This is a genomic window from Streptomyces sp. NPDC043738, assembly GCF_056436545.1.
This window is the reverse complement of the sequence record NZ_JBWKCJ010000052.1, coordinates 14,617-27,715: the sequence shown is the minus strand read 5'-3', so window position 1 is coordinate 27,715 and position 13,099 is coordinate 14,617. Positions and strand designations below refer to the sequence as shown.

11 protein-coding genes and 2 tRNA genes are annotated in these 13,099 nt (G+C 71.9%); 5 read left to right on the top strand and 8 right to left on the bottom strand.

Annotation, left to right across the window (positions count from 1 at the left end):
* Positions 1–511: 511 nt before the first annotated feature.
* Together AC0680_RS37035 and AC0680_RS37030 are read left to right on the top strand one after the other, a co-directional pair.
* Complete coding sequence (locus tag AC0680_RS37035) at positions 512–1,270, top strand: IclR family transcriptional regulator (protein ID WP_384430870.1); 759 nt, start codon at positions 512–514, stop codon at positions 1,268–1,270.
* A 75-nt stretch (positions 1,271–1,345) separates the two neighbouring features.
* A tRNA-Lys gene (locus tag AC0680_RS37030) sits at positions 1,346–1,419 on the top strand.
* 94 nt (positions 1,420–1,513) lie between these two features.
* Here AC0680_RS37030 and AC0680_RS37025 read toward each other — a convergent pair.
* From AC0680_RS37025 to AC0680_RS37015, 3 genes are all read right to left on the bottom strand, one after another.
* Positions 1,514–2,107, bottom strand: coding sequence for a lytic polysaccharide monooxygenase auxiliary activity family 9 protein (locus AC0680_RS37025; protein WP_478637442.1), 594 nt, complete (start codon positions 2,105–2,107; stop codon positions 1,514–1,516).
* A 163-nt stretch (positions 2,108–2,270) separates the two neighbouring features.
* Positions 2,271–3,494: a hypothetical protein gene (locus tag AC0680_RS37020; protein ID WP_478637441.1), complete on the bottom strand. Its 1,224-nt coding sequence runs from the start codon at positions 3,492–3,494 to the stop codon at positions 2,271–2,273.
* Positions 3,494–3,913, bottom strand: a complete 420-nt coding sequence (locus tag AC0680_RS37015; RefSeq protein ID WP_478637440.1) for an SsgA family sporulation/cell division regulator — start codon at positions 3,911–3,913, stop codon at positions 3,494–3,496. The genes AC0680_RS37020 and AC0680_RS37015 overlap by 1 nt, the downstream gene beginning before the upstream one ends.
* A gap of 455 nt (positions 3,914–4,368) precedes the next feature.
* Between AC0680_RS37015 and AC0680_RS37010 the strand changes: the two genes are divergently transcribed.
* Positions 4,369–4,442 (top strand) — tRNA-Lys (locus AC0680_RS37010).
* Positions 4,443–4,503: 61 nt separating this feature from the next.
* Here the strand turns inward: AC0680_RS37010 and AC0680_RS37005 are convergent.
* The gene (locus tag AC0680_RS37005) at positions 4,504–5,964 is read right to left on the bottom strand and encodes a hypothetical protein (protein WP_478637439.1); all 1,461 of its coding nucleotides are present in this window, start codon (positions 5,962–5,964) and stop codon (positions 4,504–4,506) included.
* Between the two features lie 273 nt (positions 5,965–6,237).
* Complete coding sequence (locus tag AC0680_RS37000; protein ID WP_478637438.1) at positions 6,238–6,561, bottom strand: hypothetical protein; 324 nt, start codon at positions 6,559–6,561, stop codon at positions 6,238–6,240.
* A gap of 522 nt (positions 6,562–7,083) precedes the next feature.
* Here AC0680_RS37000 and AC0680_RS36995 point away from each other — a divergent pair.
* Together AC0680_RS36995 and glxA are read left to right on the top strand one after the other, a co-directional pair.
* On the top strand, positions 7,084–8,991 hold the full coding sequence (locus AC0680_RS36995) for a glycosyltransferase family 2 protein (protein WP_478637437.1): 1,908 nt from the start codon (positions 7,084–7,086) through the stop codon (positions 8,989–8,991).
* On the top strand, positions 8,988–10,949 hold the full coding sequence (gene glxA / locus AC0680_RS36990) for a radical copper oxidase GlxA (RefSeq protein ID WP_478637436.1): 1,962 nt from the start codon (positions 8,988–8,990) through the stop codon (positions 10,947–10,949). Before AC0680_RS36995 ends, glxA begins: the two co-directional genes overlap by 4 nt.
* A gap of 84 nt (positions 10,950–11,033) precedes the next feature.
* Here glxA and AC0680_RS36985 read toward each other — a convergent pair whose 3' ends face one another.
* The 3 genes from AC0680_RS36985 to AC0680_RS36975 form a co-directional block, all read right to left on the bottom strand.
* Positions 11,034–12,113, bottom strand: a complete 1,080-nt coding sequence (locus AC0680_RS36985) for a glycoside hydrolase family 6 protein (protein WP_478637435.1) — start codon at positions 12,111–12,113, stop codon at positions 11,034–11,036.
* A 177-nt stretch (positions 12,114–12,290) separates the two neighbouring features.
* A complete protein-coding gene (locus AC0680_RS36980) occupies positions 12,291–12,674 on the bottom strand; it encodes a hypothetical protein (protein WP_478637433.1) in 384 nt (127 codons plus the stop codon).
* Positions 12,664–13,026, bottom strand: coding sequence for a hypothetical protein (locus AC0680_RS36975; RefSeq protein ID WP_478637432.1), 363 nt, complete (start codon positions 13,024–13,026; stop codon positions 12,664–12,666). Before AC0680_RS36975 ends, AC0680_RS36980 begins: the two co-directional genes overlap by 11 nt.
* Between the last annotated feature and the right edge of the window lie 73 nt (positions 13,027–13,099).

Here is a 13,099-nt window from a genome sequence, read left to right as displayed (position 1 = left end):
GGCTCCGTATCCCGTCTGGCCCAGCGCGGGGGGAGGGGGGGGGGGGGGGCCGTCCCCCCCCCCCCCCCCCCCCCCCCCACCTCTCTCCTTCCGGTACGCCCCCGCACACCACGGCGCCGGGCCGGCGGCGGGACCGCGGGCGCCCATGGCGAGAAGCCGACGACGACGTCCTCGAGCCGGCACTCGCGGCATCCGACGGAACCGGCCGCGGAAATGGCCGATTCCGCACCCTCCCAGGGGTCCTCAGCCGGTTCCACCCCGGCGCGACCGGGTGTCACCGGAGCGTGCGGCACCCCGGCGCCCGGCTTCGTGACCTTGGCATATGCCAGAGTCTCAAGCCCCTGTACAGAAAACCGAGACGCACTGCTTTTCAGTCAAGACCCCCTCCATCGAGGGCCGTTGACCGCTATCGTGATAGCAGCCTCGTTGTCCGGGCGCGGTCGCGCATGTGCCGACCGTGCCGCTCAGCGCGGTCACGACGCAAGCGGTAACAACCTGCTAGGGGGACACCGTGGCGCTGAAGCCCGAGCCGACCGCGCCGTTCCATTCGGTGCAGTACGCCCTTCGCGTGCTCGAAACGATCTCCAGGCACGCCGGTGGCGTGACGGATGCGCAGATCGCCCGGGAGACCGGCCTGCCCCCGGGCCAGCTCGCCCACATGCTGTCGATGCTGCGGCGCGAGGGCTACGCCGAGCAGCTCACCGACGGGGCGTACGTCGTCGGTGAATCGCTCCTGCTCCTGGGGTCGGGCGGCGACCGCGACCGGGCCCTGCGCGACAAGCTGCAGCTGACCCTCGACCAGCTGCGCGACTCGGTCGGCGCGGCGGTCTACATCAGCCGGTACATCGACGGCGAGGTCAAGATCCTCCACTACGCCGACGGACCACTGGCCCCCAAGGTCAACGAGTGGGCCGAGTTCCACCGCACGGCACACGCCAGCGCGGTCGGCAAGTGCCTGCTCGCCCAGCTCGACCACGACGGGCGCAAGGACCACCTCTCCCGGCACAAGACCGCCCGGCTCACCTCCCGGACGATCACCAACGAGAAGGTCCTCTTCCACAAGCTCGACAGCCAGCCGCCGACGGTCCCCGTCCTGGATCTTCAGGAGTACGCCGTCGGCACGGTCTGCGCGGCCGTGCCGATCACGGCCGGCTCGACGGTCGGCTGCCTCGCGCTGTCCATGCCGCTGGAGCACGCCCATCGCCTGCGCCAGGCGGCCGACACCCTCAACCGCAAGGCCGCGCCGGTACTGCTGTCGCTGGCGATCTGAGCGGGGCGGGGGCGGTCCGGCGGACGGTGGTCATGAGCACCCCTCTCGACCAGGTAGTATTTCTTTCGTCAGCGCGCGCCGCTAGCTCAGTTGGTTAGAGCAGCTGACTCTTAATCAGCGGGTCCGGGGTTCGAGTCCCTGGCGGCGCACGTAGGAAGTGGGCGTTTCCGGTTCTCCGGGAACGCCCACTTCGCTGTGTCCGGGGCCTGTTCCACGGGGGACGCGGGCAGGCCCGTCTTCGGGTCAGGAGAGATCGACGTCCGAGCAGGCGTAGAAGGCGTTGCCGGTGTCGGCGATGTTCCAGACACCCAGGATGAGGTGCCGGCCGGACTTCTGGGTGGGGACGGTGCCCTGGTGCTGGACGGTCTCGCCCGGCCGCGCGCCGCCCATGGGGACCGTCATGAACGGCTCGGGTTCGAGGTCGGCGCGGGTGAGCGGCTTGCTCGGGTCGTAGCCGTCCTTGGTGATGAAGTACTCGAAGTCGGTGGTGGCGTGACGCGCCGTCAGCCGCCAGGTGAAGGTGTAGCCCTGGCCCGGGGAGAGCGTGGTGCCGGGCCACTTGCCGCCGCGCGGGTCGTCGAGCTCGGCGAAGTTCTCATGGCCGCCGGAACAGATCTTGCCGTCGGCGGGGCCGCCGGCCGGGAAGCCCTTGGGGGCCTCGACGCTCTGCGGCTCGTACTGGATCGCGCCGCAGTCCTTGACGGCGCCCTGGGCGCAGAGCGCCTGCCGGCTGGGGGGTGCGTCGCTGTAGCCGTGGCTGGCGGCGCTGCCCGTGGAGAGCAGGGAGACGCCGAGGACACCGAGGCCGATCACGGCGGCGCTGATCTTTTTGCGCATGCTTCGCTCCTGAAGAACGTGGGGGAGGTTCCGTGAGCTGAGGAGGGAGGTGCGGGAAGCGCGGTCTAGACCAAACGGCACACTAGACACTGCCATTGGTCATGTCCAGACCAATGACAGCGTCCAGTCCCCGAGCGTCGGCCGGGGCGGGCAGGCGGGGGCGTCAGGCGGCCGCCGGGAACGGGTCCGCCGCGGGGCGGGCGGCGGCCTGCACGAGCGCCGTGTACGTGCGGCGCAGGGCGATCAGCGACTCCTGGGCCTCGCGGTAGACGGCCGCGTCGGGACCGCCGCGGTGGGCGAGGGTGCGTACGGGGGCGCAGTGCCGGTCCATCGCGCTGAGCCAGGCGCGGTGCTGCGCCGGGAGGTGGCGGCGCAGCAGCTGGCGCCGGCCGTCGCCCACGCGGCGGCCGCCGATGCCCAGCACCGCGTCGGCGGCCTGCAGCACCGGCGGCTCCAGGGCGCCCTGCTCGGCGAGCGCGGCGAGCACGGCCCGCTGCTGCCGCGTCGCGGGCGCGGCCGCCAATTCCGCCGCCTCGGCGTGGAGCTGGGCGCGCAGGGCGTGCTGGACGCGGACCAGGCGGCGCAGCGCCGTGGGGGTGGAGGAGTCGTCGGGCGAGCGGCCGGCGAGGGTCTCGGCGAGCCGGAAGAGCCAGATGCCGTGCGCCTCCAGCCGGGTCGCGGCCAGCATCAGGCGGTCGAGCCGGCTGAGCGGCTGGCCCTCCGGGGCCCAGCGCACGATCGGTACCAGCTGTTCGGTGCGGGCCAGCTGGTCGATGGGGATATGGCGACGCGGTTTGCGTTCGGGGGCCCAGTTGTGGAGGGCGAGGGTGGGCAGCGCGACGAACTGGTCGTGGTCGATGCGGTGCGCGATCGCGGCCCATAGGTCGAGGAACGCCTCGTCGGCAACCTGACGGGCGGCCGGCGCCTGCGGGTCGAGCCCGCACCATCCGCACGAGACCGCGACGACCGCGATCCGCATGGCGGCCGCCTCGGCGTTGCGCAGGGAGAGGCGGGAGACCCGCTGCCGCAGTGCGGACAACTCGTCGTCCCGGCGGGCGCGTTCGACCAGGGCGATCGCGGCCTCCCGGTCCGGCGCGACCGCGGCCGCCCGCGCCATGGCGTCCAGCCTGGTCCAGGTCCCGATCATGGAACGGACCGGCGGCCGCTCGGGCAGGAATCCGTGTGCGCAGGGGTCGTGGGGCGCGGGTGCGGCGGGATCCGCGGTGGCGGGGGGTATGCCGGAGCCGGGCGCGGGTATGGGCGGGCCGGACCGCGCACCGTCCTCCGGGCCGGGAGCGGTCACCGCCCGCGGCGCGTCCCGCGTCGCCCGCGCGGCCTCGGCCGCCACCTCGTCCATGGCCGTCGTCATCATCGCCGTGCCCCCCATCAGCACTTCCCCGCCAGCAGCCGGGCCAGGTGGGTGTCCATGTCGAGGAAGCGGTCCTCGCGGCCGGGCGGCACGATCGCCGCCGTCTGCTCCAGCCAGGCGGTCAGTTCGCTCGCGCGCACGGACAGCTCGCACACCGAGTCGCCGGTGGACAGCTCCATGTGGACGCGGCGCACCTCGCCCGGCCGGCGGAAGGACCACACCCGTACGTCCCCCTCCCCCACTTCGCCGGACAACCCCTCCAGCAGCAGATCGCGGGCGAACCGCCAGGTCGAGACCGCACGCCCGCGGCTGAGGAAGGCGACCTCGACCTCGTACGGGCGATCGCTGCGGTAGCCGAACCGGCCGGCCACCGGAACTGCTTCGTCCGGCCCGAGGAGGAGCTGCATCTCAAGCGTGCGCTTGGCTGTCGACACCATGACGATCAACCTTTCCGACGGAGGGGCGAGTCCCGGGGACCCGGTCCGGGGCGCGCGTCCTGGCAGACGTTGCTGTGGAGGGTGGGGTTGCGGGAGGCGGGGGAGGAGTGACGGACGCCATGGCCGGCCCCCTTCTCGTTCGCTCCGTCCCCGCGCCCCGCGTACCCGCCTCAGCCTCTCAACCGGCAGGAGATATCGCATGTTGACGGGGCAACTGCTGACCTACGCGACGGACTCGCCGAACTCGATCCTCACAGAGCAATTCGGGTGGCCCGGCAGGCGAAAGTCCCAAGATCGCGAGACTTCCGGCCCGTGCGGGAGGGGGCTCCGTGCGGTAGCGGCCCCTCGCGGCGCAGGATGCGAGTGGCGGGGATCACACAAGCCGAGCGCGTGGGCGAGCCGGTTCTGGGTACGGAGCACGTCCCGAGTTCGTGTAAAGTTCTTCAGGTCAGCGCGCGCCGCTAGCTCAGTTGGTTAGAGCAGCTGACTCTTAATCAGCGGGTCCGGGGTTCGAGTCCCTGGCGGCGCACGTAACACTGAGGCCCCTCGCCATCGCGAGGGGCCTCAGTCATGTGGCGGGTGCGGCACGGTCAGGCGGCCGGGCCCGCTCCGGCCTCCGCGGCCGCCCCCTTGTCGGCCGGAACGGTGAACAGACCCGCGGCCATCCAGACGAGGAGCGGTGCGAGGGCACCGGCCACGGCCGTCCAGCCGCGCCATCCGCCGTCCACCGGCAGGAGCAGAGCGCCGGCGGCGGCCACCGAGACGATCATGCCGAGCAGCACGCCGACCGGAACCGTGCGCGCCCAGTGGCCGCCGAACTCCAGCAGGCGGGTACGGCGGGCGGCGTCGAGCGGGAACGGTTCACGCGGCCGGACGCCGGCGATCCGGACGGCCTCGGCCCCGGGCACGCGGCCGGGCAGCTGCCGGCCGTCGTCCGTGACGAAGTCGGCGGGCACCTTGCCCCGGGACCCGCCCGGGTCCCACAGGAGCCAGCCCTCGGCGCCGGTGAGCAGCCCGGCGACGCTCTTGTGCGCCGCCGCGAGGCGGAGCGGCACGTCTCCGGACGCGGTGCGCAGGGTCAGGCACTCGTAGCGGGCGGGGCCGTTCCTGCCGCCCGCGCCCTTGCCCGCCTCGCCGTCCTCCGGCGGCTCCACGTGCTCGGCCGACCCCTGGACCGTCGCCCGCAGCGCGACCCAGCCCTCGCCGACCCGGCGGGCCCGGCGCGGCGGGCCGGTGAGGGCCGTGGCGACGAAGAGCGCGACCGCGGCGAGGACCGCCCACAGGAAGGCGACGAAGACGGAGCTGCCGGGGGGCAGGGTGCGCCCGGTGAGCTGGGCCTCGACGGCGGAGCGGGTCACGGCGCCGACGGCTCCGAGCTCGGGGCGGTCGGGCGCGTAGGCGACGGGGAAGGTGTCCCCCGCCTCCCGGACGCCGCGGGACACCTCCGCGCGGAAGGTGGCGGGGACGCCCGCGCCGCCGTCGGGCGCCGGCAGCCGGACGGTGTAGTCGGCCTCGGACGAGGCGCGGCTGCTGCTGCCCGCGCGCTCGACGTCGGACACGGCCACGACCGGCAGCTCCTTGATCACATGGCCGGCGCCGGCGATCCGGGCGGCCGTGGCGCCGCGTGCCGGGTCGCCGGCGCCGAGGCTGCCGAAGAGCACCAGGGAGGTGGGGACGGCGAGAGCGACGGCGGTGATCCGCACCCAGGTCCAGCGGGAGCCGTGCAGTGCGGCGGGGACGGCGGTGCCCGCGCCGGCCCCTGGGGGGCTCCCCGCGTCCAGCGCCAGCTCGTAGGCGCGCCGCGGCGTCACCCGGCCCGCCCGCAGGACGTACCCGGTGAGCGCCAGGGCGCATCCGGCGAGCGCGGCGAGGGCGGTCCGGTCCACGGCCGTACGGACCGCTCCCGCGTCCAGGAAGAGCCGGCCGGCCGTGAGCACGACGAGGGCCGGCAGCCCCACCACGGTCACGCCGCGGCCGAGCCGTACCGCTCCGGCGCTCATCCGAACGCCGGCGAACTTGCTGCTGTCCGGCTTGTCTCTCACCTTGTCCACGCCCTTCTCGTTCTGCTTGCTCGCGTCTTCCTCTTGACGGCGTTGTCACGCCATTCGGGGCCTTTACCACTGATCACGCTGGTGCCGACGCCGGAGACAAGGCCACCCGCGTACCGTGTCGCCATTTCGACCGGGAAACGCCGCCATTTACCGGTACGGGCGAAGGCCTGCACGACAGGGAAGGCCTTGGCGACCTTGCCGAGAATGCCGCCGAGGCGGGTGGCGGCGCGATCCGCACGTGCGGCGAGGCGGGCGGCGTTACGCTCTCCTCGCTCACCCGCCGTCACCCTTGAACATCTCGGCCATGGCGTCGTCCGCGGATTCGGTGTTCTTGGCGTCACCCCGCACACCACCGCCGATGGCGTCAAGATGGCGCTGCGGATTGCCCAGCGACTTGGCCGTGTGTTCGGCCAATTTCATGTAGGCGGAGGCCACTTCCTCGGATTCGACCAGCAGGCCGAAGCCATCATGGATCCATTCATCACCGGTTTTGCCAGTGAACTCCTTTATATACTGCTCCAAATCGTACGCATGGACCTCAAAGCTCTTGCCCGGCTCGTTCAGCCGCGCCGCATCGATATACGTGCCGTCGGCCACGCCGCCCCGATCCGTCAACCCCCCTTTATCCTTTCGCAGTCGGCGACTTTACCAACGCCAAGGAATCCCTTTACCGACCGGCCCGCCTGACGACACCCAGTGGGCGATATCGGCCACGGCTCCAAAATCCGGCAGAAACCGGCCAGTTGCGACCGGCATCGGACGCAAGTGATGCGCACTGCGCCATACACCGTCCCGCATTGCACACTCTTGTCCGTATCCCCCTCGGATCACCTTGCGATCATGCGGTCGGTTCGGGACCCTGACCTGGGAACTCGGCTGAAAGCAGCGGGGTCCCGGTGAGTTGGGGACAGGGGAAACGCCGGTTGGCGTGATGTGGACACGGGGAGCCCGCCGCTTGGCAGGATCGTGGGGCGTTCATCATGCAACCGGAAGACGGCCGTCACCGTCTGACGGTGTGGGCGGCCGACACCAGTGAGCCCGAGTCGGTCGAGGGGGACCGAGGACTCGGGCCGTCAGCAATCGGCACGCAGCCCCCGCTGCGTGCGGGGGGATGGACTCATGACGTCGCCGCAGGACGGCACCCGGCCGCAGCTTCCGTACGACCCGTCCGCCACGGCGCGCCTGCGCGTGCCGCGCCAGCACTGGCAGCGGCGGGTCCAGCGCAAGCCGCTGCCGCGCTACGACTACGAGCACTACAGCCGGCTGGCCGGGCCGCTCACCCAGCCCGATCCGGACAAGCCCTACCAGGTCCGCTACCGCTCGCTGCTCGCCGGCGAGCCGCACCGCATCCGGGCGGCGCTGCTGCTCGGCGCGGCCCCGCTGGTCTCGCTGGGCCTGCTCGCCTGGCTGCTGCAGCCCGATCACTGGACTCAACGCGACTACCCCGCGTATGAGTTCCTGCCGGTGCTGGACACCGTCATGCTGGTCTCGATCGCGCTGATCGAGTTCTTCCGGTGCATGAACGTGCTCTCCAACGCGCACGCCACACTCGTCGCCCGCGACCCCGTGCCGGTCATACCCGAGAGCGGCACCCGCGTCGCGTTCCTGACCTCCTTCGTCCCCGGCAAGGAACCGCTGGCGATGGTGACCAAGACGCTCGAGGCGGCGGTCCGGGTGCGCCACCGCGGTCTGCTGCACGTCTGGCTGCTGGACGAGGGCGACGACCCGGAGGTCAAGGAGGTCTGCCGGCGCCTGGGAGTGCACCACTTCACCCGCAAGGGCGTGCCGGAGTGGAACCAGGCCAAGGGCCCGCACCGCGCCAAGACCAAGCACGGCAACTACAACGCCTGGCTGGACGCCCACGGCGACGACTACGACTACTTCGCCTCCGTCGACACCGACCACGTCCCGCTGCCCAACTACCTGGAGCGGATGCTCGGCTTCTTCCGCGACCCGGACGTCGGCTTCGTCATCGGCCCGCAGGTGTACGGCAATTACGACACCTTCGTCACCAAGGCCGCCGAGTCGCAGCAGTTCCTCTTCCACGCGCTGATCCAGCGGGCCGGCAACCGCTACGGCGCGCCGATGTTCGTCGGCACCTCCAACGCCGTGCGCATCAGCGCCCTCAAGCAGATCGGCGGGCTGTACGACTCGATCACCGAGGACATGGCGACGGGTTTCGAGATGCACCGGCACCGGAACCCGGCGACCGGGAAGAAGTGGAGGTCGGTCTACACCCCGGACGTGCTGGCGGTCGGCGAGGGGCCGACGGCCTGGACGGACTTCTTCACCCAGCAGCTGCGCTGGTCGCGCGGGACGTACGAGACGATCCTCAAGCAGTTCTGGAAGGCGCCGTTCACGCTGCCGCCGGGCCGGCTCTTCAACTACACCATGATGGTGATCTTCTACCCGATGTCGGCGCTGAACTGGATCCTGGCGGCGCTGAGTTGCGCGCTGTTCCTGGGGCTCGGGGCCTCCGGTGTGCAGATCGACCCGTCGGTGTGGATGATGCTCTACGGCAACGCCTCGGCGCTGCAGATCGGGCTGTACGTCTGGAACCGGCGGCACAACGTCTCGCCGCACGAGCCGGAGGGGTCCGGCGGCGTCGCCGGGATGGTGATGTCCGCGATGTCGGCACCGATCTACGCGAGGTCGCTGTTCGACGCCGTACTGCGCCGCAAGAGCAAGTTCGTGGTCACGCCGAAGGGCGACTCCTCCAGTCCGGACACCCTCTTCGGCACCTTCCGGGTGCACCTGTTCTTCCTGCTCGTCTTCGGGGGCTCACTGGGTGCCTCCTTCGTCCTGGGGCACAGCCATCCGGCGATGATCACTTGGGCGTCGCTGGCGATGCTGATCACGGCGGCGCCGATCGCGGCCTGGCGGCTGGGCGTCCGGGGGGCGCGGCGCAAGGCGGCCGCCGGCGCCTCCGGCACCGAGGACGGAACCAGCTCCGAGGACACCGCCGCTGACCAGCCCGCCTCCACCGAACAGACCATGCAGATCGCCCTTGGGGGACGTCACACATGAAGTACCGTCCGAGCCGCCGCACCCGCAGAGTGGCGATAGCGACCGCGGTGGTGCTGGCGCTGGCCGGGATGAACGGGCCGGCCCTCTACGGCTTCGCCTCGGAGCAGTACCACCAGTACGAGATCAACAAGCCCGAGTACAAGGCGGCGAACGGCCATTGGGACGTCGTCGACGTCCCCGACAAATACCGCATCAACACCATCCATGCGGCCCTGCTGCACACCGGGAAGGTGCTGCTGGTCGCCGGCTCCGGCAACAACGCCGCGAACTTCAAGGCCAAGTCCTTCCGTACGGTGCTGTGGGACCCGGAGAAGAACACCTTCAAGAACATCCCCACGCCCAAGGACCTCTTCTGCGCCGGGCACACCCAGCTCCCGGACGGCAAGCTGCTGGTCGCCGGGGGGACGCAGCGCTACGAGAAGCTGCAGGGCGATGTGAAGAAGGCCGGCGGCCTCATGATCATCTACAACGAGAACCCGGACGGCCCCAGAACCTTCCCGGCCGGCACGCTCTTCACCGGCAAGCAGAACGGCAAGACCTTCACCTCGAAGGACCCGGTCGTGGTGCCGCGGGCGAAGAAGACCAAGGACCCGGCGACCGGCAAGGTGACCGTCACCCACAGCGAGGCCCGGGTCTACGTCGAGGCGCTCAAGAACGGCCCGGCGCACTCCACCGGCGCCCAGGACAACTACCGCATCCACGGCCTGACCGGCACCGACGTCCACAACTTCTACGGCATCGCGCAGAAGCTGTCCTTCGACAAGAAGGACTTCCAGGGCATCAAGGACTCCTTCGAGTTCGACCCGGTGGCCGAGCGCTACGTCCCCGTCGACCCCATGAACGAGGCCCGCTGGTACCCGACCCTGACGACCCTTCAGGACGGCAAGGTCCTCTCCGTCTCCGGACTGGACGAGATCGGGCAGGTCGTCCCCGGCAAGCAGGAGATCTACGACCCGGCGACGAAGAAGTGGAGCTACCTCCCCCGGCAGCGCTTCTTCCCGACCTACCCGGCGCTCTTCCTCACCGACCGGGGCCGGATCTTCTACACCGGCTCCAACGCCGGCTACGGCCCGGACAACATCGGCCGCACTCCCGGCATCTGGGACCTGAAGTCCAACACCTTCCAGGTCGTGCCCGGGATGAGCGATCCGAAGATCCTGGAGACGTCGATGTCGGTGCTGCTGCCGCCGGCCCAGAACCAGCGGTACATGGTGCTGGGCGGCGGCGGGGTCGGTGAGGACCCGCGGTCGACGGACAAGACCCGGATCGTGGACCTGCACGCCCCCGCCCCGCGCTTCAGGGACGGCCCGCCGCTCTACGCCAAGGCCCGCTACCCGAGCAGCGTGATCATGCCGGACGACTCGGTGCTGACCACGAACGGCTCCGGCGACTACCGCGGACGCAGCGACTCCAACGTCCTCAAGGCGGAGATCTACGATCCGGCGTCCAACACCGCGCGGCAGGTGGCCGACCCGCTGGTGGGCCGCAACTACCACTCCGGCGCGCTGCTGCTGCCGGACGGCCGGGTGATGACCTTCGGCTCCGACTCGCTGTACGCCGACAAGGACAACACCAAGCCGGGCGTCTTCCAGCAGCAGATCGACCTCTACACGCCGCCCTACCTCTTCCGGAAGTCGCGCCCCGAGCTGACGTCCCCGGGCGGTACCGCCAAGACCGTCGCGCTCGGCGGCACCGCGACGTTCGGCGCCCCGCACGCCGGCGCCATCAAGAAGATGCGGCTGATCCGGCCCGGCTCCTTCACCCATGTCACCAACATCGAGCAGCGGTCGATCGCGCTGGACTTCACGGTGACCAAGGGCAAGGACGGCGTGACGGTCACCCTGCCCAAGGACCCGTCGCTGGTGCCGCCGGGGTGGTACATGCTCAACGCGGTGGACGGGGCGGGCACGCCGTCGAAGGCGGTATGGGTCCACGTTCCCGTGGCGGCGCAGAAGTAGCCGGCCGGAGGCGGCGGTGCCGTACGGTGCGGGGGCGGTCGCCGGCGGCCGCCCCCGCCTCCGTCGCGTCCGGCCCGGCGCCGGCTACTTCGCACCGCGGGCCAGCTCCAGGGCGTACCTCGGCCACCAGTCCCCCGCCTTCGGGCCGCCCTTGCAGGTGCCGTCGGACTCTCCGGGGCGCTTGATCCAGAGGTAGGCGGCTATCTGAGGGTCGCCGGTCCTGGTGGTGGGCGGGGTGCCCAGGGCGCGGCCGGGTGGGTTGCACCAGTTCTCCCGGTCGTCGCCGCCGGGAGCCGGGCCGTTGCCGTTGCGGCTGGTGTCGATGACGAAGGGCTTGCCGCCGACGAGGGCGGAGAGCCGCTTGCCGTACTTCGCGTTCTCCCGCGTGGTCTGGTAGTTGGAGATGTTCAGTGCGAAGCCGTCGGCACGGTCGATGCCGGCCCGCTTGAGCGGTTCGACCATCGCGCCGGGGTCCTTGATCCAGTGGGGGTTCCCGGCGTCCAGATAGACCTTGGTGTGCGGGAGCGCCTTGAGCTTGCCGACGGCCTCGGTCAGCAGGGCGTAGCGCTCCTCGTGGAACTGCTGCGGGGTGCACTTGTCCGCGATGTGCGGCAGGGCGTCGGGCTCCAGGACGACGGTGGTGGCGCGGTCGCCGATGCCCTTGAGGACGCCGTCCAGCCAGGCGCGGTAGGCGTTGCCGTCGGCGGCGCCGCCCTGGGAGTAGCTGCCGCAGTCGCGGTGCGGGATGTTGTAGAGGACCAGCAGCGCCTCGCGGTCGGCCTTGGCGGCCGCCTGGGCGAAGCCGCGGGCCTCGCCCTGCGGGTCGTCGACGCCGATCCACTCGGCGACCGGCTGCGCGGCGATCCGGTCGACGAGCCGGGCGTCGGCGGCCTTGCCGTCCTTGCCGTAAGCGGCGACCTGGCGGGCCGCCTTGCTGTCGGGGTTGACCCAGTACGGGGCGACGGACTTGGGGCGCTGCCCCGGTCTGCCGGGGACCCGGTCGTCGCCGTCACCGTCCGACGAGGAGCAGCCGGCGAGCAGCAGCGCGGCCAGCGCCCCCACCACCGCCGTGCGCGGCACCGCGCCGCCGCGCGCCGTACGCCACCGGCCGCGGCCCGGGACCGGCGGCCCGCTCCCGGCAGCCCATCGAAGATCGCCGTACATCCACTCCCCCCTCGGAGCACTGATCCGGCCGGCGCGAGACCACCGGCCCAATCCATCGTGGCACACGGCCGCCCGCCGGAGCCGGGCTGTGGACAGTCCGTCCACAGGCGGCTACCGCGCTTGACGAACTCCGGTCGTAGGACCTCACGGTGGCCGGCCGCAGGGCGCCGGCACGGCTCAGCCGCCGGTCGCCTCCGGCGCCCGGGAGCCGTGCTGATGCCCCGTCAGACAGGCGGACAGCAGGACCAGGTCCGCGCCACCCGCCCCTTCGGCGCGGACGCCGTCGCCACCACCGCCGTCGCCGCCGACGCTGAACAACCGGAGTGCGGGGCGGCCGTGCCGGTGGCCCGCGCAGGCCTTGTGGGGGTCGAAACGGCGCAGGGCGCTCCGGTGGGGCGACGGGCGCCCCACGGCGGCGACATCGCCGGTCGTGGCGTGCCGCACGGCCGCCCCGTCCGGCACGCCGCGTCCCCACAGCCACCCTGCCAGCAGCAGCACCGCCCAGGCCGCACCGGCCAGCAGCCGCCCGGTGCCACGACGCCGGTCCTCGTCAGCTCTCATCGGCCTCGCCGCCCTGCCGCTCGCGGCGCAGTCGCAGCCGCAGCCGCAGCAGCTGCCCCGCGACGACGAGGACGGCGCCGCCGGCCAGCACCAGGCCGACGGCCGAGGTGCTGCTCAGTTCGCCGCGCTGGGTGACCTTGCCGGCCGGGCCGGCAGGCGTGCGGTCGCCGGCGGCCGGCCCCGCGGAGCCGTCCCCGGCGAGCGGGGTGACCTCGCGGCCCGGGGCGGGCGCGGCCCGGGCGACGCGGACCGCTTCGGCCCCGGCGCCGCGCGCGTCCCCGCCGTACGCGGGCGCCGTCGTCACCGCGCAGGCCGCGACCGCGGCACAGAGAGCAAATTGCGGTGCGCGCATGGTGAACCTCCGATAATTCCGAAGGTCCGCCCGCGCGAGCCCGGCCGCATCCCGGTGCGGCCCGAGGCTGCGC

Bases quoted from the DNA above. Each gene is read 5' to 3' on its own strand.
- AC0680_RS37015 (WP_478637440.1), bottom strand. From the start codon at position 3,913: ATGGTGTCGACAGCCAAGCGCACGCTTGAGATGCAGCTCCTCCTCGGG.
- AC0680_RS36985 (WP_478637435.1), bottom strand. From the start codon at position 12,113: ATGTACGGCGATCTTCGATGGGCTGCCGGGAGCGGGCCGCCGGTCCCG.
- glxA (WP_478637436.1), top strand. From the start codon at position 8,988: ATGAAGTACCGTCCGAGCCGCCGCACCCGCAGAGTGGCGATAGCGACC.
- AC0680_RS36975 (WP_478637432.1), bottom strand. From the start codon at position 13,026: ATGCGCGCACCGCAATTTGCTCTCTGTGCCGCGGTCGCGGCCTGCGCG.
- AC0680_RS37025 (WP_478637442.1), bottom strand. From the start codon at position 2,107: ATGCGCAAAAAGATCAGCGCCGCCGTGATCGGCCTCGGTGTCCTCGGC.
- AC0680_RS36980 (WP_478637433.1), bottom strand. From the start codon at position 12,674: ATGAGAGCTGACGAGGACCGGCGTCGTGGCACCGGGCGGCTGCTGGCC.
- AC0680_RS37020 (WP_478637441.1), bottom strand. From the start codon at position 3,494: ATGGGGGGCACGGCGATGATGACGACGGCCATGGACGAGGTGGCGGCC.
- AC0680_RS36995 (WP_478637437.1), top strand. From the start codon at position 7,084: ATGACGTCGCCGCAGGACGGCACCCGGCCGCAGCTTCCGTACGACCCG.